Annotated in this window: 19 protein-coding genes; 16 read left to right on the forward strand and 3 right to left on the reverse strand. The window is 54.7% G+C overall.

Translation table 11 applies throughout. The features are described 5' to 3' along the window. The first annotated feature begins 12 nt into the window (after positions 1–12). From livH to ugpQ, 9 genes are all read left to right on the forward strand, one after another. Positions 13–939, forward strand: coding sequence for a high-affinity branched-chain amino acid ABC transporter permease LivH (livH, locus tag KE671_RS17170; RefSeq protein ID WP_042998474.1), 927 nt, complete (start codon positions 13–15; stop codon positions 937–939). Then, the gene (gene livM / locus KE671_RS17175; RefSeq protein ID WP_206163958.1) at positions 936–2213 is read left to right on the forward strand and encodes a high-affinity branched-chain amino acid ABC transporter permease LivM; all 1278 of its coding nucleotides are present in this window, start codon (positions 936–938) and stop codon (positions 2211–2213) included. Before livH ends, livM begins: the two co-directional genes overlap by 4 nt. Further along, on the forward strand, positions 2210–2977 hold the full coding sequence (livG, locus tag KE671_RS17180) for a high-affinity branched-chain amino acid ABC transporter ATP-binding protein LivG (protein ID WP_042998472.1): 768 nt from the start codon (positions 2210–2212) through the stop codon (positions 2975–2977). The genes livM and livG overlap by 4 nt, the downstream gene beginning before the upstream one ends. A gap of 1 nt (position 2978) precedes the next feature. Continuing rightward, positions 2979–3692: a high-affinity branched-chain amino acid ABC transporter ATP-binding protein LivF gene (gene livF, locus KE671_RS17185; protein ID WP_206163959.1), complete on the forward strand. Its 714-nt coding sequence runs from the start codon at positions 2979–2981 to the stop codon at positions 3690–3692. Positions 3693–3934: 242 nt separating this feature from the next. Next, positions 3935–5251, forward strand: a complete 1317-nt coding sequence (gene ugpB, locus KE671_RS17190; RefSeq protein ID WP_206163960.1) for a sn-glycerol-3-phosphate ABC transporter substrate-binding protein UgpB — start codon at positions 3935–3937, stop codon at positions 5249–5251. Between the two features lie 102 nt (positions 5252–5353). Further along, positions 5354–6241, forward strand: a complete 888-nt coding sequence (gene ugpA / locus KE671_RS17195) for a sn-glycerol-3-phosphate ABC transporter permease UgpA (RefSeq protein WP_206163961.1) — start codon at positions 5354–5356, stop codon at positions 6239–6241. Beyond that, complete coding sequence (gene ugpE, locus KE671_RS17200; protein WP_206163962.1) at positions 6238–7083, forward strand: sn-glycerol-3-phosphate ABC transporter permease UgpE; 846 nt, start codon at positions 6238–6240, stop codon at positions 7081–7083. The genes ugpA and ugpE overlap by 4 nt, the downstream gene beginning before the upstream one ends. A 1-nt stretch (position 7084) precedes the next feature. Next, on the forward strand, positions 7085–8155 hold the full coding sequence (locus tag KE671_RS17205; RefSeq protein ID WP_206163963.1) for a sn-glycerol-3-phosphate import ATP-binding protein UgpC: 1071 nt from the start codon (positions 7085–7087) through the stop codon (positions 8153–8155). Next, positions 8152–8898, forward strand: a complete 747-nt coding sequence (gene ugpQ, locus KE671_RS17210; RefSeq protein ID WP_206163964.1) for a glycerophosphodiester phosphodiesterase — start codon at positions 8152–8154, stop codon at positions 8896–8898. Before KE671_RS17205 ends, ugpQ begins: the two co-directional genes overlap by 4 nt. On the opposite strand, the gene KE671_RS17215 is transcribed toward ugpQ, so the two are convergent. Further along, the gene (locus KE671_RS17215; RefSeq protein WP_206164047.1) at positions 8882–9259 is read right to left on the reverse strand and encodes a DUF2756 family protein; all 378 of its coding nucleotides are present in this window, start codon (positions 9257–9259) and stop codon (positions 8882–8884) included. The two genes, ugpQ and KE671_RS17215, sit on opposite strands and share 17 nt — an antisense overlap. Positions 9260–9377: 118 nt before the next feature. Between KE671_RS17215 and ggt the strand changes: the two genes are divergently transcribed. Continuing rightward, a complete protein-coding gene (ggt, locus tag KE671_RS17220) occupies positions 9378–11123 on the forward strand; it encodes a gamma-glutamyltransferase (protein WP_206163965.1) in 1746 nt (581 codons plus the stop codon). Between the two features lie 87 nt (positions 11124–11210). Here the strand turns inward: ggt and yhhY are convergent, their stop codons facing one another. After that, positions 11211–11699, reverse strand: coding sequence for an N-acetyltransferase (gene yhhY / locus KE671_RS17225; protein ID WP_206163966.1), 489 nt, complete (start codon positions 11697–11699; stop codon positions 11211–11213). Positions 11700–12144: 445 nt separating this feature from the next. Here yhhY and KE671_RS17230 point away from each other — a divergent pair, with 445 nt between their 5' ends. The 5 genes from KE671_RS17230 to gntU all read left to right on the forward strand — a co-directional run bounded on the left by KE671_RS17230 (position 12145) and on the right by gntU (position 17097). Then, entirely contained in the window at positions 12145–13182 is a 1038-nt protein-coding gene (locus tag KE671_RS17230; protein WP_206163967.1) for an oxidoreductase, read from the forward strand. Between the two features lie 123 nt (positions 13183–13305). Beyond that, positions 13306–14001, forward strand: coding sequence for a pirin family protein (locus KE671_RS17235; RefSeq protein WP_206163968.1), 696 nt, complete (start codon positions 13306–13308; stop codon positions 13999–14001). Positions 14002–14091: 90 nt separating this feature from the next. Next, entirely contained in the window at positions 14092–15087 is a 996-nt protein-coding gene (gntR, locus tag KE671_RS17240) for a gluconate operon transcriptional repressor GntR (protein ID WP_206163969.1), read from the forward strand. A 138-nt stretch (positions 15088–15225) separates the two neighbouring features. Then, a complete protein-coding gene (gene gntK, locus KE671_RS17245) occupies positions 15226–15753 on the forward strand; it encodes a gluconokinase (protein ID WP_042322982.1) in 528 nt (175 codons plus the stop codon). Between the two features lie 3 nt (positions 15754–15756). After that, positions 15757–17097 carry a gluconate transporter gene (gntU, locus tag KE671_RS17250; protein WP_206163970.1) on the forward strand — a complete coding sequence of 447 codons (1341 nt, stop codon included), beginning with the start codon at positions 15757–15759 and terminating at the stop codon, positions 17095–17097. 91 nt (positions 17098–17188) lie between these two features. Here the strand turns inward: gntU and yhgN are convergent, their stop codons facing one another. Then, a complete protein-coding gene (yhgN, locus tag KE671_RS17255) occupies positions 17189–17782 on the reverse strand; it encodes a YhgN family NAAT transporter (RefSeq protein ID WP_206163971.1) in 594 nt (197 codons plus the stop codon). A gap of 191 nt (positions 17783–17973) precedes the next feature. Between yhgN and asd the strand changes: the two genes are divergently transcribed. Continuing rightward, positions 17974–19080 (forward strand): aspartate-semialdehyde dehydrogenase, encoded by a 1107-nt coding sequence (gene asd, locus KE671_RS17260; RefSeq protein WP_206163972.1) that lies wholly within the window; start codon positions 17974–17976, stop codon positions 19078–19080. Positions 19081–19182: the final 102 nt, after the last annotated feature.

The raw sequence follows: 19182 nt of genomic DNA on the forward strand, positions 1-19182 counted from the left end.
AAAGGTTATTTTATGTCCGAGCAGTTCCTTTATTTCTTGCAGCAGATGTTTAACGGCGTCACGTTGGGAAGCACCTATGCGCTGATCGCTATCGGTTACACCATGGTGTACGGCATTATCGGCATGATCAACTTCGCCCACGGCGAGGTGTACATGATCAGCAGCTATGTCTCTTTTATGATTATCGCGGCGCTCATGATGATGGGTATCGATACCAGTTGGCTGCTGGTGGCTGCCGGATTCATTGGGGCGATTATCATTGCCAGCGCCTACGGCTGGAGCATTGAGCGGGTGGCCTATCGGCCCGTGCGGAATTCCAAACGTCTGATTGCACTTATCTCCGCGATTGGGATGTCTATCTTCCTGCAAAACTACGTCAGCCTGACGGAAGGTTCGCGCGACGTGGCGCTGCCCAGCCTGTTCAACGGCCAGTGGGTGGTGGGCGCCAGCGAAAACTTCTCCGCCTCGATCACGACCATGCAACTGGTTATCTGGGTAGTGACCTTCCTGGCGATGCTGGCGCTGACCATTTTTATCCGTTATTCCCGCATGGGACGCGCCTGCCGCGCCTGCGCGGAAGACCTGAAAATGGCCAGTCTGCTCGGAATTAACACGGACCGCGTGATTGCGCTGACCTTTGTGATTGGCGCCGCGATGGCGGCAGTGGCTGGCGTGCTGCTCGGGCAATTCTATGGGGTAATCAACCCCTATATTGGCTTTATGGCCGGGATGAAAGCCTTTACCGCAGCGGTGCTTGGCGGGATTGGCAGCATTCCAGGCGCGATGATCGGCGGCCTGATTCTGGGCGTCGCGGAAGCACTTTCTTCTGCTTATCTGAGTACAGAATACAAAGACGTGGTGTCGTTCGCTCTGTTGATTCTGGTCCTGCTGGTGATGCCGACCGGGATTCTGGGTCGTCCGGAGGTAGAGAAAGTATGAAACCGATGCATTTTGCGATGGCGCTGCTTTCTGCCGCGATGTTCTTCATTCTGGCGGGCATCTTTATGGGCGTTCAGCTACAGCTGGATGGCACCAAACTGGTGGTGGATACCGCCGCCGACATTCGCTGGCAGTGGGTGTTTATCGGCACTGCCGTGGTCTTTTTCTTCCAGATGTTGCGCCCCATTTTCCAGAAGAGCCTGAAGAGCGTCTCCGGGCCGAAGTTTATTCTGCCGGCGATTGATGGCTCAACCGTGAAGCAGAAGTTGTTCCTGATTGCGCTGCTGGTGATTGCCGTGGCGTGGCCGTTTATGGTTTCGCGCGGGACGGTGGATATCGCCACGCTGACCATGATTTATATCATTCTCGGTCTGGGGCTAAACGTGGTTGTTGGGCTCTCCGGCCTGCTGGTACTGGGCTACGGCGGCTTCTATGCGATTGGCGCATATACCTTTGCGCTGTTGAACCACTATTACGGTCTCGGTTTCTGGACCTGTCTGCCGCTGGCTGGACTGGTTTCGGCAGCAGCGGGTTTTCTGCTGGGCTTCCCGGTACTGCGTCTGCGCGGCGACTACCTGGCGATTGTCACCCTTGGCTTCGGTGAGATCGTCCGTATTCTGTTGCTCAACAATACTGAAATCACCGGCGGTCCGAACGGCATCAGCCAGATCCCGAAACCGACGCTGTTCGGTCTCGAGTTCAGCCGCAGCGCACGTGAGGGCGGCTGGGATACGTTCAGTAACTTCTTCAATGTGAAATACGACCCGTCCGACCGCGTGATTTTCCTGTATCTGGTCGCCCTGCTGTTGGTGGTACTGAGCCTGTTTGTGATTAACCGTCTGCTGCGTATGCCGCTGGGACGGGCGTGGGAAGCGCTGCGTGAAGATGAGATCGCCTGTCGCTCTCTGGGTCTGAGCCCGACGCGCATCAAGCTGACCGCTTTTACCATCAGCGCGGCGTTTGCCGGTTTCGCCGGTACGCTGTTTGCGGCGCGTCAGGGCTTTGTCAGTCCTGAGTCGTTCACCTTTGCCGAATCGGCGTTTGTGCTGGCGATTGTGGTCCTTGGCGGGATGGGGTCACAGTTTGCGGTCATTCTGGCGGCTATCCTGCTGGTGGTGTCGCGTGAACTGATGCGTGATTTCAACGAATACAGCATGTTAATGCTGGGTGGTTTGATGGTACTGATGATGATCTGGCGTCCGCAGGGCTTGCTGCCGATGACCCGTCCACAGTTGAAGCTGAAAAACGGGGAAACGAAAGGAGAGCAGGCATGAGTCAGCCATTATTATCGGTTAACGGCCTGATGATGCGCTTTGGCGGTCTGCTGGCGGTGAATAACGTTGAACTGGAGCTGCATCCGCAAGAAATTGTGTCGCTGATTGGGCCGAACGGCGCCGGTAAGACCACGGTGTTTAACTGCCTGACCGGTTTTTATAAGCCGACGGGCGGCACCATTAAGCTTCGCGATCAGCACCTTGAAGGTCTGCCGGGGCAACAAATTGCCCGGATGGGCGTGGTGAGAACCTTCCAGCACGTGCGTCTGTTTCGCGAAATGACGGTCATTGAAAACCTGCTGGTGGCACAGCATCAACAGCTGAAAACAGGCGTGTTTTCCGGTCTGCTGAAAACCCCGGCGTTTCGTCGGGCGCAGAGCGAAGCGCTGGACAGGGCCGCGACCTGGCTTGAGCGTATTGGGCTGCTGGAACATGCGAACCGTCAGGCCAGCAACCTGGCCTATGGCGACCAGCGTCGTCTGGAGATCGCCCGCTGTATGGTGACACAGCCAGAGATTCTGATGCTGGATGAACCGGCTGCGGGTCTGAACCCGAAAGAGACCAAAGAGCTGGACGAGCTGATTGCCGAACTGCGTAACCATCACAACACCACCATCCTGCTGATTGAGCACGATATGAAGCTAGTGATGGGGATTTCCGATCGTATTTACGTGGTGAACCAGGGCACGCCGTTGGCGAACGGGACGCCGGAACAGATTCGTAATAACCCGGACGTGATCCGTGCATACCTTGGTGAGGCATAAGATGGAAAAAGTCATGTTGTCCTTTGACAAAGTCAGTGCCCACTACGGCAAAATCCAGGCGCTGCATGAGGTAAGCCTGCACATCAATCAGGGTGAGATTGTGACCCTGATTGGCGCCAACGGTGCGGGAAAAACCACGCTGCTTGGCACGCTGTGCGGCGATCCGCGTGCAACCAGTGGTCGGATTGTGTTTGATGACAAAGACATTACCGACTGGCAAACGGCGAAAATTATGCGTGAAGCGGTGGCGATCGTTCCGGAAGGGCGCCGCGTGTTTTCCCGCATGACGGTGGAAGAGAATTTGGCGATGGGCGGTTTCTTTGCCGAGCGTGACCAGTTCCAGGAACGCATCAAGTGGGTATACGAACTGTTCCCGCGTCTGCATGAGCGCCGTATTCAGCGTGCAGGTACGATGTCCGGCGGTGAACAGCAGATGCTGGCGATTGGTCGTGCGTTGATGAGCCAGCCGCGCCTGTTGCTGCTTGATGAGCCTTCATTGGGGTTGGCGCCGATTATCATCCAGCAGATCTTCGATACCATCGAGCAGCTTCGCGAGCAGGGGATGACCATCTTCCTGGTTGAGCAGAACGCTAATCAGGCGCTGAAGCTGGCCGATCGCGGCTACGTGCTGGAGAACGGCCATGTCGTTCTCGAGGATACCGGTGACGCGCTTCTGGCGAACGAAGCGGTTCGCAGCGCCTATTTAGGCGGGTAACGCAAATGCCCGGTGGCGCATGCGCTTACCGGGCCTACAGGATCGAGCAGGCCGGGTAAGGCGAAGCCGCCACCCGGCTTTTTTCTGTTTTCTTGCCACTGAAACGTCATTCACCTGAAGCCTGGCTGTCACCGCTTCGTCATCTTACGGTTATCTTTCTGTCATTCGCGCATGTCATGTTACCTCGCGAGCATAAAAACGCGTGATTTCGCGCATCCGGCACAATAAGAGAGATGATGACAATGACATCGTTACGACACACAGCTTTGGGTCTGGCGGTTGGTCTGGCTTTTGCGACGAACGCAATGGCCGTTACCACCATTCCGTTCTGGCATTCCATGGAAGGGGAGTTGGGTAAAGAAGTTGACTCCCTGGCGCAACGTTTCAACGACACCCACCCGGATTACAAGATTGTGCCGGTATACAAAGGTAACTACGAGCAGAGCCTGAGCGCCGGCATCGCCGCGTTCCGTACCGGAAATGCACCGGCACTGCTACAGGTTTATGAAGTCGGCACCGCGACAATGATGGCTTCGAAAGCCATCAAACCGGTTTACGAAGTGTTCAAGGATGCGGGCATCAACTTCGATGAATCGCAGTTTGTACCGACCGTTTCCGGCTACTATACCGATTCGAAAACCGGGCATCTGCTGTCTCAGCCGTTTAACAGTTCCACTCCCGTGCTGTACTACAACAAAGACGCCTTCAAAAAAGCGGGCTTAGATCCAGAGCAGCCACCGAAAACCTGGCAGGATCTGGCGGACTATACCGCGAAGCTGAAAGCCGCAGGGATGAAGTGCGGCTACGCCAGCGGCTGGCAGGGCTGGATCCAGATTGAAAACTTCAGCGCCTGGCACGGTCTGCCGGTGGCGACTAAAAATAACGGCTTCGACGGCACTGATGCGGTACTGACGTTCAATAAGCCGGAGCAGGTGAAACACATCGCGCTGCTGGAAGCACTGAACAAGAAGGGCGATTTCAGCTACTTCGGCCGTAAAGACGAATCCACTGAGAAGTTCTATAACGGCGATTGCGCTATCACCACTGCCTCTTCCGGTTCGCTTGCGGATATCCGTCATTACGCCAAATTCAACTATGGCGTAGGCATGATGCCTTACGATGCGGACGCCAAAGGCGCGCCGCAAAACGCCATCATCGGCGGTGCGAGCCTGTGGGTAATGCAGGGCAAAGACAGCGACACCTACAAAGGCGTTGCCGAATTCCTCGACTTCCTGGCAAAACCGGAAAATGCGGCCGAATGGCATCAGAAGACCGGTTATCTGCCGATCACCAAAGCGGCTTACGACCTGACTCGTGAGCAGGGCTTTTATGACAAGAATCCCGGTTCAGATATTGCGACACGTCAGATGCTGAACAAGCCGCCATTGCCGTACACCAAAGGGCTGCGTCTGGGCAATATGCCGCAGATTCGCACCATCGTTGATGAAGAGCTGGAAAGCGTGTGGACCGGCAAGAAAACTCCGCAGCAGGCGCTGGATGCCGCCGTTGAGCGTGGGAACCAACTGCTGCGCCGGTTTGAACAATCGACCAAATCGTAATATGAGAAATGCCGGGTGGCGGCTTCGCCTTGCCCGGCCTACGTGAACCTGTAGGCCGGATCAGCGTAGCGCCATCCAGCACTGTTCAGGAATCAACTCTCAATGTCCTCATCCCGTCCGGTGTTTCGCTCGCGTTGGCTACCTTATTTGCTGGTTGCGCCACAACTGGCGATTACCGTCATTTTCTTTATCTGGCCCGCGGGCGAAGCGCTGTGGTACTCACTACAAAGCGTCGATCCGTTTGGGCTTTCCAGCCAGTTTGTCGGGCTGGATAATTTCGTCACGCTGTTTCATGACAGCTACTATCTCGACGCTTTCTGGACGACGATCAAATTCAGCGCGCTGGTGACCTTCAGCGGTCTGCTGGCATCGCTGTTTTTCGCCGCACTGGTGGATTACGTGGTGCGCGGCAGTCGTCTGTATCAGACGCTGATGCTGCTGCCTTACGCCGTCGCCCCCGCAGTAGCCGCCGTGCTGTGGATCTTCCTGTTTAATCCTGGACGCGGGTTGATTACCCACTTCCTTGAGCAGTTTGGTTATGACTGGAACCATGCGCAGAACAGCGGCCAGGCGATGTTTCTGGTGGTTTTCGCGTCGGTCTGGAAGCAGATTAGTTACAACTTCCTTTTCTTCTTTGCTGCGCTGCAATCGATCCCACGCTCGCTGGTGGAAGCCGCCGCGATTGATGGTGCAGGACCGATCCGCCGCTTCTTTAGACTCTCGTTGCCGCTGATTGCGCCAGTGAGTTTCTTCCTGCTGGTGGTCAATCTGGTCTATGCCTTCTTCGACACGTTCCCCGTGATCGATGCCGCGACCGCAGGCGGTCCGGTACAGGCCACCACCACGCTGATTTATAAGATCTACCGCGAAGGGTTTGCCGGGCTGGATCTCTCTGCCTCCGCCGCGCAGTCGGTGGTACTGATGTTCCTCGTCATCATTCTGACGGTGGTGCAGTTCCGCTATGTGGAAAGTAAGGTGCGTTACCAATGATTGAGAACCGTCGCGGGCTGACGATATTCAGCCACACCATGCTGATACTGGGGATTACGGTGATTCTGTTCCCGCTGTACGTCGCGTTTGTCGCGGCGACGCTGGACAACAACGCGGTGTTTGAAACGCCGATGACGCTTATCCCCGGTACGCATCTGTTGGAAAACATGAAAAACATCTGGGTCAACGGCGTCGGTGTGAACAGTGCGCCGTTCTGGCTGATGATGTGCAACAGCTTTGTCATGGCGTTTGGCATTACGGTGGGGAAAATCGCAGTCTCGATGCTTTCCGCCTTTGCCATCGTCTGGTTTCGTTTTCCGTTGCGTAACCTGTTTTTCTGGATGATTTTCATCACCCTGATGCTGCCGGTCGAAGTGCGTATTTTCCCGACGGTAGAGGTGATCGCTAACCTGAAAATGCTCGACAGCTACGCCGGTCTGACGCTGCCGCTGATGGCATCGGCGACGGCCACGTTCCTGTTCCGCCAGTTCTTTATGACGTTGCCGGATGAACTGATTGAAGCGGCGCGGATTGATGGCGCCTCGCCAATGCGTTTTTTCCGCGACATCGTGCTGCCGCTGTCGAAAACCAATCTGGCGGCGCTGTTCGTCATTACCTTTATCTACGGCTGGAATCAGTATCTGTGGCCGTTGCTGATTATTACCGACGTCAATCTGGGGACTGCCGTGGCGGGGATCAAAGGCATGATTGCCACCGGTGAAGGCACCACCTTGTGGAATCAGGTGATGGCGGCAATGTTGCTAACCCTCGTTCCCCCTGTAGTGATTGTTTTAGCCATGCAGCGTGCGTTTGTGCGCGGCCTGGTCGATAGCGAGAAATAAGATGGCTGGTTTGAAATTACAGGCAGTAACCAAAAGCTGGGATGGTAAAACCCAGGTGATTCAACCGCTGACGCTGGACGTGGCGGACGGTGAGTTCATTGTGATGGTCGGCCCATCCGGCTGCGGGAAATCAACGCTTCTGCGGATGGTGGCCGGTCTGGAACGTGTCACCAGTGGCGATATCTGGATTGACCGTCAGCGGGTGACCGAAATGGAGCCAAAAGATCGCGGGATCGCAATGGTCTTCCAGAACTATGCGCTCTACCCACACATGAGCGTGGAAGAGAACATGGCATGGGGACTGAAAATCCGTGGGATGGGCAAAGGCCACATCGAACAACGGGTGAAAGACGCGGCGCGTATTCTTGAACTGGATGGGTTGCTCAAACGTCGTCCGCGCGAACTCTCCGGCGGTCAGCGCCAGCGCGTGGCGATGGGGCGCGCCATTGTGCGCGATCCTGCGGTATTTCTGTTTGATGAGCCGCTGTCGAACCTGGATGCCAAACTGCGCGTACAGATGCGCCTTGAACTCCAGCATTTGCACCGTCGCCTGAAAACCACCTCGCTGTACGTGACCCACGATCAGGTCGAAGCGATGACGCTCGCTCAACGTGTGATGGTGATGAACAAAGGCATTGCCGAGCAGATTGGCACACCGGTGGAGGTCTATGAAAAACCGGCCAGCCGCTTTGTGGCGAGCTTTATCGGCAGCCCGGCGATGAACCTGTTAGAGGGACGCATCAGCCAGGCGGGTGCGCACTTCGAACTGGAAAGCGGTATGGCGCTGCCCATCAATTGGCACTATCGTGGCTACGCCGGGCGAAAAATGACGCTGGGTATCCGTCCGGAACATATTGCGCTAAGCTCCCAGGCTGAAGGGGGCGTGCCGTTAGTGATGGACACGCTGGAGATGCTGGGCGCTGATAATCTGGCACATGGTCGCTGGGGCGATCAGAAACTGGTGGTGCGTCTGGCACACCAGGAGCGCCCAAACGCAGGCAGCACGCTGTGGCTGCATCTGTCGGAAAATCATTTACACCTTTTTGATGGTGAAACAGGACAACGTGTATGAGTCACTGGCCGTATCCCTGCATCGTCGCTCATCGCGGCGGCGGTAAACTGGCACCGGAAAACACGCTGGCGGCTATCGACGTCGGCGCGCATTACGGGCACACCATGATCGAATTCGACGCGAAGCTGTCGAAGGATGGGGAAATTTTCCTGCTGCACGATGATAACCTTGAGCGCACCAGCAACGGCTGGGGCGTGGCGGGAGAGCTCAACTGGCAGGATTTGCTGCGGGTGGATGCCGGCGGCTGGTACAGCGGTGAATTTAAAGGCGAACCGCTGCCGCTGCTCTCACAGGTCGCCGAGCGCTGTCGTCAGCATGGCATGATGGCCAATATCGAAATTAAACCGACTACCGGAACCGGGCCACTGACGGGAAGAGTGATTGCTCTCGCCGCGCGTGAGCTGTGGCAGGGGATGCCCCCTCCGTTGCTGTCATCATTTGACATTGATGCGCTGGAAGCGGCGCAGGTTGCCGTTCCGGAGTTGCCGCGAGGGCTACTGATTGACGAGTGGCGAGATGACTGGCGAGAACTGACGGCTCGCCTGGGGTGCGTGTCGATTCACCTTAATCACAAGCTACTGGATGAAGCGCGGACTAAGCAACTGAAAGCAGCGGGATTACATATTCTGGTGTACACCGTCAACAAACCCCAGCGTGCAGCGGAACTGCTACGCTGGGGCGTGGACTGCATCTGTACCGATGCGATTGATGTGATAGGCCCGGACTTTACGGCTGCGGGTTAAGCATATCGCCATTCTGACGCGGCGGTAGCATGTGCTGCTGGCCGCTCTCCAGTCGCGTACCGCCACTTAACATTCCGCCGTTAGTATTGGGTAACGGTTGTTCGCGAACCTGACCCTGTTGGATCCGCTGCTGATTGTTGTTCATCTGCGTTTGCAGATTTTGCTGCTGTAGCTGCGTCTGCGTTTTTAACTGCTGATTCAACATCCCTTTCTGCTGGATCTGCTGCGTCTGCATCTGCGTTTGCATCCGCTGCTGGCTGGGGATCTGATAGCCCGGCTGGTTTGGATTGTTCAGGGTGTTAATCGGCTGTGCGAGACAGGCAAACGGCAGCAGCGCTGCCAAAAATAAGCATCGTTTCATCATCTTTCCTCCTCTGAGGTATCTCTTAAGTTTACCCCTTTCCCGGCGAAACGATGATCATTTCAGAGTTATGCACCAGGCTTAGTGGGGAGCTGACCCCACATCTTGGAGAATAACGATGACGAAACCGACGTTTTTACGCCGGGTAGCCCTTGCTGCTCTGCTCTCAGGAAGCTGTTTCAGTGTGCTCGCTGTCCCCCCTCCGCCGCCACCTGTCTCGTATGGAGTGGAAGAGGATGTGTTCCATCCCGTTCGCGCGAAGCAGGGGATGGTGGCCTCGGTAGATGCCATGGCCACAAACGTTGGGGTGGAGATCCTCAAACAGGGCGGGAACGCCGTGGATGCGGCGGTCGCTGTGGGATATGCGCTGGCGGTGACGCATCCGCAGGCCGGTAATCTGGGCGGCGGCGGCTTTATGTTGCTGCGCACCAAAGACGGTAAAACCACGGCGATCGACTTTCGCGAAATGGCACCCGCTAACGCCACGCGCGATATGTTCCTTGACGAGCAGGGTAATCCGGACAGTAAAAAATCGCTGACCTCCCATCTGGCGTCCGGCACGCCGGGCACCGTGGCCGGGTTCTCACTGGCACTGGAAAAATATGGCTCCCTGCCGCTTAACAAGGTGGTGCGTCCGGCGATCAAGCTGGCAGAAGAGGGTTTTGTGGTTAATGATGCGCTGGCGGACGATCTGAAAACCTACGGCAGTGAGGTGTTACCGAATCACGAAAACAGTAAAGCGATCTTCTGGAGGGATGGCGAACCGCTGAAAAAGGGCGACAAGCTGGTACAAAAAAATCTGGCGAAAAGCCTGGAACTGATTGCGGAAAAGGGACCGGATGCTTTCTATAAAGGGTCGATTGCCGACCAGATCGCGCAGGAAATGCAGAAAAACGGCGGGTTGATGACTAAAGAGGATTTGGCGGGCTATCAGGCGATAGAGCGCACGCCGATCAGCGGTGACTATCGCGGATATCAGATCTTCTCCATGCCGCCGCCGTCCTCTGGCGGGATCCACATCGTGCAAATTCTCAATATCCTTGAAAACTTCGACATGAAGAAATATGGCTTCGGTAGCGCGGACGCCATGCAGGTAATGGCGGAAGCGGAGAAACAGGCCTACGCCGATCGCTCAGAATACCTGGGCGATCCGGATTTTGTGAAGGTGCCGTGGCAGGCGCTAACCAACAAAGATTACGCTAAATCGATTGCCGAGCGGTTTGATATCAACAAGGCGAAACCTTCCAGTGAAATTCGCCCGGGTAAACTTGCGCCTTACGAGAGTAATCAGACCACACACTTCTCGGTGGTGGATAAAGACGGTAACGCCGTGGCGGTGACCTATACCCTCAACACCACCTTCGGGACCGGCATTGTGGCGGGAAATACCGGTATTCTGCTGAATAACGAGATGGATGACTTCTCAGCCAAACCCGGCGTACCGAACGTTTATGGGTTGGTGGGCGGCGATGCCAACGCGGTCGGGCCGAAGAAGCGTCCGCTGTCTTCGATGTCGCCAACCATCGTGGTGAAAGACGGTAAAACCTGGCTGGTTACCGGCAGTCCGGGCGGAAGTCGTATTATTACGACCGTGCTGCAAATGGTGGTCAACAGCGTTGATTTTGGGATGAACGTGGCAGAAGCCACCAACGCGCCGCGTTTCCATCATCAATGGCTGCCGGATGAGTTGCGTGTGGAGAAAGGCTTTAGCCCGGATACCCTCAAACTGCTTGAACAAAAAGGGCAGAAGGTGGCGCTGAAAGAGGCGATGGGTAGCACGCAGAGCATTATGGTAGGGCCGGACGGCGAGCTGTATGGCGCATCAGACCCACGCACCGTGGACGATTTAACGGCAGGGTATTGATTTTGTTGCCGGGTGGCGGTTTCGCCTTACCCGGCCTACGTTTGTGTCGTTGTAGGCCCGGTAAGCGTAGCGCCACCGGGCAATTTTTCACTTCATCCGCGCCATAAAATAGGCATCCACATATTTACCGTTACGCAGGGCATATTTTTTGCCGGTACCTTCAATTTCAAATCCATACTTTTTATACACCGCTACGGCGGCGGCGTTATCGACAAACACGGTTAATTCGATGCGTTCAACGCGCAGCCAGTTATCGCACATGTCGATCATGGTATGTATTAACGCGCTGGCGACCCCACGGTTTTGCCATTGTATATCAACACAAATACCAAAGTCGGCGACATGACTGCGGCGTGGACGCTGCGCGACGGCAATGCACAAGTGTCCGACGACGCGGTCATCAATGCAGGCAACGAGTTGTTTGATGCCGGGCTGTTCGGCGAGTCGCGTCTGCCACATCTCCATGGAAGGATGAGGAACCTGTAGCGTGTTGTAATACACCTCCGGCTGGGCATGGATCTGACGAATTGCGTCGTAATCTTTGGTTTCAGCGTGGCGTATCACAATCTCACTCATTCCCGATCTCCTTCAGGGTTAATTGTGCCTTTACAGTCGCTGAGATTAAAAATGTCGTCAACCGCATTTTTTTGTAAAAATCGCTGGACAACTGCGAATGAGAATGATTATTATTGCTCTGCGTTCAGGAAGACCCTTGCGGAGAACCTGAAAGCACGACATTGCTCACATTGCTTCCAGTATTACTTTAGCCAGCCGGGTGCTGGCTTTTTTTTTGTTTTTTTTCAGCCTGGCTTACTTGTCATTTTGTCCCCGGGAAGTGCTCGCGCTCCTCACGTACATTAAGTACGCTCCGGGCCCTGCGCGCTTGCCGTGAACAAACTGACCGCGACGCCGACGGCCGATCTGTCTGCATTGGCATCCCCTTCTCCAGGGACGTCCCACATTTAGTCCCTCTCCGCTTTGCGCTATGGTGTAGGTCATCACCTTCTAAAAGGACATCACCATGACCTTGCACTGTGCATTTATTGGATTTGGTAAGAGCACGACCCGCTACCATCTTCCGTACGTTCTCAACCGTAAAGATACCTGGCATGTGGCCCACATCTTCCGCCGTCGTGCGAAGCCGGAAGAGCAGGCACCTGCCTACTCACACATCCATTTCACCAGCGATCTCGATGACGTGCTCAATGATCCTAAGGTGAAGCTGGTGGTCATCTGTACCCATGCCGACAGCCACTTTGACTACGCGAAACGGGCGCTGGAGGCCGGAAAGAACGTGCTGGTTGAGAAACCATTCACCCCGACAATGATTGAAGCGAAGGTGCTGTTTGAACTGGCGCAGAGCAAAGGGCTAACGGTGACGCCGTATCAGAACCGTCGCTTTGACGCCTGTTTCCTGACCGCTAAAAAGGTAATTGAAAGCGGCAAGCTGGGTGAGATTGTGGAAGTGGAAAGCCATTTTGACTACTACCGTCCGGTTGCGGAGACACAGCCGGGGTTGCCGCAGGATGGCGCGTTCTATGGACTGGGTGTACACACCATGGATCAGTTAATCTCGCTGTTTGGTCGCCCGGACCATGTGGCATACGACATCCGCAGCCTGCGCAATAAGGCCAATCCGGACGATACCTTTGAAGCGCAACTGTTTTACGGTGATCTAAAGGCCATCGTCAAAACCAGCCATCTGGTGAAAATCGACTATCCGAAGTTTATCGTGCACGGCACTAAAGGTTCGTTTATTAAGTACGGCATTGATCAACAGGAAACCAGTCTGAAGGCCAATATCATGCCAGGCGAACCGGGCTTTGCGGCGGATGATTCCGTGGGGTTGCTGGAGTACGTCAACGACGACGGTGTGACGGTGAAAGAAGAAATCAAACCGGAAACGGGCGACTACGGTCGTGTCTATGACGCGCTGTATAAGACTATCACCACAGGCGCGGCAAATTACGTCAAGGAATCTGACGTTCTTACTAACCTTGAAATCCTCGAACGGGCTTTTGAACAGGCCTCTCCGGCCACGATAACCCTTGCAAGATAACCCGAACTGGCTCCTCTGAACTCGTTCATATTTTTTGAACAGAGGAGTCAATTTTCACCCTCTATGATCCCTGGCCAATTGAGTCCACACTTACTCCATCGAAAACATCTGGGGGTGAACACAATGATCTACTTACGCAAAGCAAACGACCGTGGCCACGCGAATCATGGCTGGCTGGATTCCTGGCATACTTTTTCTTTTGCTGATTACTACGATCCTAACTTTATGGGCTTCTCGGCACTTCGCGTGATTAACGACGACGTGATCGATGCTGGTCAGGGTTTCGGTACCCACCCGCATAAAGACATGGAAATCCTGACCTACGTGCTGGAAGGTGCGGTAGAACATCAGGACAGCATGGGCAATAAAGAGCAGGTGCCGGCGGGTGAATTCCAGATTATGAGCGCAGGGACCGGGATCCGTCACTCTGAGTACAACCCGAGCAAAACGGATCGTCTGCGTCTGTATCAGATCTGGATCATTCCTGAAAAAAACGGCATCACGCCGCGTTATGAGCAGCGCCGCTTTGATGCTGTTCAGGGCAAACAGCTGGTACTGTCGCCGGACGCACGCGACGGTTCGCTGAAAGTGTACCAGGATATGGAGCTGTATCGCTGGGCGCTGGTGAAAGGTGAGCAGTCAGTACACCAGATCGCTGCTGAACGTCGCGTCTGGATCCAGGTGGTAAAAGGTGAGGTGAGCATTAACGGCACCAAAGCGACCACCAGCGATGGTCTGGCAATTTGGGATGAGCAGGCACTGTCAATCCATGCCGACAGTGATAGCGAAATCCTGCTGTTTGACCTGCCTCCTGTATAAATAATTACGCAACCTTCCCTTTAAACGGGGAAGGTTGTGCTTTGTCCGTGATAAACTGAGCAAATCTCTCACTTATGATTTCTCAGGACGATGAAGAAGAAAAGACCCGTACTTCAGGATGTGGCCGACCGCGTGGGCGTGACCAAAATGACGGTCAGCCGCTTTTTGCGTAATCCGGAGCAAGTCTCCGTTGCGTTGCGGGGCAAGATCGCTGCTGCACTTGATGAACTGGGTTATATTCCCAATCGCGCGCCTGATATTCTCTCCAACGCCACCAGCCGTGCCATAGGCGTTCTGCTGCCGTCGTTAACCAACCAGGTTTTTGCCGAAGTTTTACGCGGTATTGAGGCCGTGACGGATGCGCATGGTTATCAAACCATGCTGGCGCACTACGGCTATAAGCCGGAGATGGAGCAGGAGCGTCTGGAATCAATGCTCTCATGGAACATCGATGGTCTGATCCTGACTGAACGTACCCACACACCGCGCACGTTGAAAATGATCGAAGTAGCGGGAATTCCGGTGGTTGAACTGATGGACAGTCAATCGCCTTGTCTCGATATCGCTGTCGGTTTTGACAACTTTGAAGCTGCGCGTCAGATGACCGCCGCGATTATTACACGCGGGCATCGTCATATCGCCTATCTGGGGGCACGTCTCGACGAACGTACTATCATCAAACAGAAGGGTTACGAACAGGCGATGCTGGATGCGGGTCTGATACCCTACAGTGTGATGGTGGAGCAGTCTTCTTCATATTCCTCGGGGATTGAGCTTATCCGGCAGGCGCGTCGCGAATATCCGCAACTGGACGGTATCTTCTGTACTAACGATGACCTGGCTGTGGGGGCGGCTTTTGAATGCCAGCGTTTAGGGTTGAGGATCCCGGACGACATGGCGATTGCTGGTTTCCACGGTCATGATATCGGCCAGGTGATGGAACCGCGTCTGGCCAGCGTGCTGACGCCGCGTGAGCGTATGGGCAGTATTGGCGCAGAGCGTCTGCTGGCGCGTATCCGTGGAGAGAGCGTCACACCCAAAATGTTAGATTTAGGTTTCACCTTGTCACCAGGTGGATCTATTTAACCCGACAAATTTGAAGTAGCTCACACTTATTCACTTCTCGCACGTTTGGATATTGCTTCTGTTTTAGTCAGGCCGGACAATGTTACCGATAACAGTTACCCGTAACAATTCCTGATTCTTGTACTGTGGGGGCCCACTTTGAGCACGACTAACCATGATCACCACATTTACGTTCTGATGGGCGTATCGGGCAGTGGCAAATCCGCTGTCGCCAGCGAAGTGGCGCATCAACTGCATGCCGCGTTTCTTGATGGCGATTTTCTCCATCCGCGTCGCAACATTGAGAAAATGGCCTCGGGTGAGCCGCTCAATGATGACGACCGTAAGCCGTGGTTGCAGGCGCTGAATGACGCTGCGTTTGCGATGCAGCGTACCAACAAGGTTTCGCTGATCGTCTGTTCCGCGCTGAAAAAACACTACCGTGACCTGCTGCGTGACGGTAACCCGAACCTCTCTTTCATCTACCTGAAAGGCGATTTTGACGTGATCGAAAGCCGTCTGAAGGCGCGTAAAGGCCATTTCTTCAAAACTCAGATGCTGGTGACGCAGTTTGAAACGCTGCAAGAGCCGGGTGCTGACGAAAACGATGTACTGGTGGTGGATATCGATCAGCCACTGGAAGGTGTTGTTGCCAGCACCATTGAGGTCATTAATAAAAGGCAGTAAGTTTTGAGTACATTAACGCTTGTTTTAACAGCAGTAGGCTCCGTTCTGCTGCTGTTGTTTTTAGTGATGAAGGCGCGTATGCACGCCTTCGTTGCTTTGATGGTGGTGTCTATTGGTGCAGGTCTCTTTTCCGGTATGCCGCTCGATAAAATCGCGGCGACCATGGAAAAAGGGATGGGAGGCACGCTGGGCTTCCTGGCGATTGTGGTCGCTTTGGGGGCCATGTTCGGCAAGATTTTGCATGAAACGGGCGCGGTCGATCAGATTGCGGTCAAGATGCTGAAATCCTTCGGCCACAGTCGCGCTCACTATGCGATTGGGCTGGCGGGACTGATTTGCGCGCTGCCGCTGTTCTTTGAAGTGGCCATTGTGCTGTTGATTAGCGTCGCGTTCTCGATGGCGCGTCATACCGGTACGAACCTGGTGAAGCTGGTGATCCCGCTGTTTGCAGGCGTGGCGGCCGCTGCAGCATTTCTGCTGCCGGGGCCTGCGCCGATGCTGCTCGCTTCTCAGATGCACGCCGACTTCGGCTGGATGATTCTGATTGGACTGTGCGCCGCCATTCCAGGGATGATTATTGCCGGGCCGCTGTGGGGCAATTTTATCAGCCGCTACGTTGAATTGACTATTCCTGACGATATTACCGAACCGCACCTGGGCGAGGGCAAAATGCCGTCGTTCGGCTTCAGCCTGTCGCTGATCCTGTTGCCGCTGGTGCTGGTGGGGCTGAAAACTATCGCCGCCCGTTTTGTGCCGGTCGGTTCCACGGCTTATCAATGGTTTGAATTTGTCGGTCACCCGTTCACCGCGATTCTGGTGGCTTGTCTGGTGGCGATTTACGGTCTGGCGATGCGTCAGGGGATGCCGAAAGATAAGGTCATGGAAATCTGCGGTCACGCGCTGCAACCGGCGGGGATCATCCTGCTGGTGATCGGTGCGGGCGGTGTCTTCAAGCAGGTGCTGGTGGATTCCGGCGTAGGCCCGGCATTGGGTGAAGCGCTGACCGGGATGGGCTTGCCGATTGCCATTACCTGCTTCGTGTTGGCGGCAGCGGTGCGTATCATTCAGGGCTCAGCGACCGTAGCCTGCTTAACGGCGGTGGGTCTGGTGATGCCGGTAATTGAACAACTGAACTTCTCCGGGGCGCAGATGGCGGCGCTGTCTATCTGTATCGCGGGGGGATCGATCGTCGTCAGTCATGTGAATGATGCTGGTTTCTGGCTGTTCGGGAAATTTACCGGTGCGACAGAAGCCCAAACCCTGAAAACCTGGACGATGATGGAAACCATCCTCGGCACCGTAGGTGCCGTTATTGGGATGATTGCGTTTCAACTATTGAGCTGATGTTTGTCGGGTGGCGCTTGCGCTTACCCGACCTACAAAAACCGCAAATACCCGGCCTGGTAAGCAAAAGCTACCGGGCTTTTTTACGCATTTATCCCTTCATCCACATCCGAATACCATCCAGGAACATCTGGGTCGCCATCATCACCAGAATCAATCCCATCAGGCGTTCCAGCGCGTTCACCCCTTTCTCACCCAGCAGACGCAGAAACAGCGACGACTGCAGCAGAATCACAAACGTACCACCCCAGGCCAGCAGCAGGGCAATCACCAGATGCCCCATTTGATTCGGATACTGGTGTGATAACAGCATCAGCGTGGCCAGAATCGTTGGACCGGCCACTAACGGGATCGCCAGCGGGACAATAAAGGGCTCTTCGCCAGCGGGCAGTCCGGCGCTATTTCCTGTTGCGCTGGGGAAGATCATCTTAATGGCAATCAGGAACAGAATAATGCCCCCGGATATTGAAACCGTTTCGGCTCGCAAATTAAGAAATGCGAGAATTTTCTCGCCCGCAAAAAGGAAGATCAGCATCAGTAACAGCGCAATGCATAGCTCGCGCACCATGATCGCCCGACGCCGTTTCGGCTCGGTATGTTTCAGTACGGACATGAAAATGGGCAAGTTACCGAGCGGATCCATAATCAGGATCAATAAAACGGCTGCAGAAATGATTTCATTCATAACTCAAATTCCCCGATAATTGCCCTGGACTTTCTGCTCGCTTAAGCAGTGGGATAAGTCGCATTACTGATGGCATCGCTATCATTGATTAAATTCACTTGCGACTTTGGCTGCTTTTTGTATGGTGAAGGATAAGCCAGTAGGACACTGGTCAGCATACACAGCACACATCTTTGCAGGAAAAAAACGCTATGAAAAATGTTGGTTTTATCGGCTGGCGCGGTATGGTCGGCTCTGTTCTCATGCAACGCATGGTTGAAGAGCGCGATTTTGACGCCATTCGCCCTGTTTTCTTTTCAACTTCCCAGCTTGGGCAGGCAGCGCCGACGTTCGGCGGTACCTCGACCGGCACACTTCAGGACGCTTTCGATCTGGACGCGCTGAAAGCGCTCGATATCATCGTGACCTGTCAGGGCGGCGATTATACCAACGAAATCTATCCAAAGCTTCGTGAAAGCGGATGGCAGGGTTACTGGATTGACGCGGCCTCTTCGCTGCGCATGAAAGATGACGCAATCATCATTCTCGACCCGGTTAACCAGGATGTTATTACCAACGGCCTCAACAACGGGATTAAAACCTTCGTCGGCGGTAACTGTACCGTCAGCCTGATGCTGATGTCGCTGGGCGGTCTGTTTGCCCATGACCTGGTAGACTGGGTGTCGGTCGCGACCTATCAGGCGGCCTCAGGCGGCGGCGCGCGCCATATGCGTGAACTGCTCAACCAGATGGGCCAGTTGCATCACTATGTGGCTGATGAGCTGGCAACCCCTTCTTCCGCTATTCTCGATATCGAACGTAAAGTCACCCAACTCACTCGTAGTGGCGAACTGCCAGTGGATAACTTTGGCGTACCGCTGGCGGGTAGTCTGATCCCGTGGATCGACAAACAGCTTGATAACGGCCAGAGCCGTGAAGAGTGGAAAGGTCAGGCGGAAACCAACAAGATCCTTGATACCGCGTCCGTCATCCCGGTAGATGGCCTGTGTGTGCGCGTCGGCGCGCTGCGCTGCCATAGTCAGGCGTTCACCATTAAACTGAAAAAAGACGTTTCCATTCCGACCGTGGAAGAACTGCTGGCGGCTCACAATCCGTGGGCAAAAGTGGTGCCAAACGATCGGGATATCACCATGCGTGAGTTAACCCCAGCAGCCGTTACCGGCACGTTGACCACGCCAGTTGGCCGTCTGCGTAAGCTGAATATGGGGCCAGAGTTCCTGTCAGCCTTTACGGTGGGCGACCAGTTGCTATGGGGGGCGGCAGAGCCGCTACGCCGCATGTTGCGCCAACTGGCGTAACAATATTTGTTATTTCAAGGGGTGCTGAGTCACCCCTTTTTATGCGTAAAAAAAGGAGTAAACGCAAATGTATAATCTTTATGCAGGAGTTAATGAAAGTGT

Origin of the sequence: Citrobacter amalonaticus (genome assembly GCF_018252635.1) — a bacterium.
GTDB classification, from domain to species: Bacteria; Pseudomonadota; Gammaproteobacteria; order Enterobacterales; family Enterobacteriaceae; genus Citrobacter_A; species Citrobacter_A amalonaticus_E.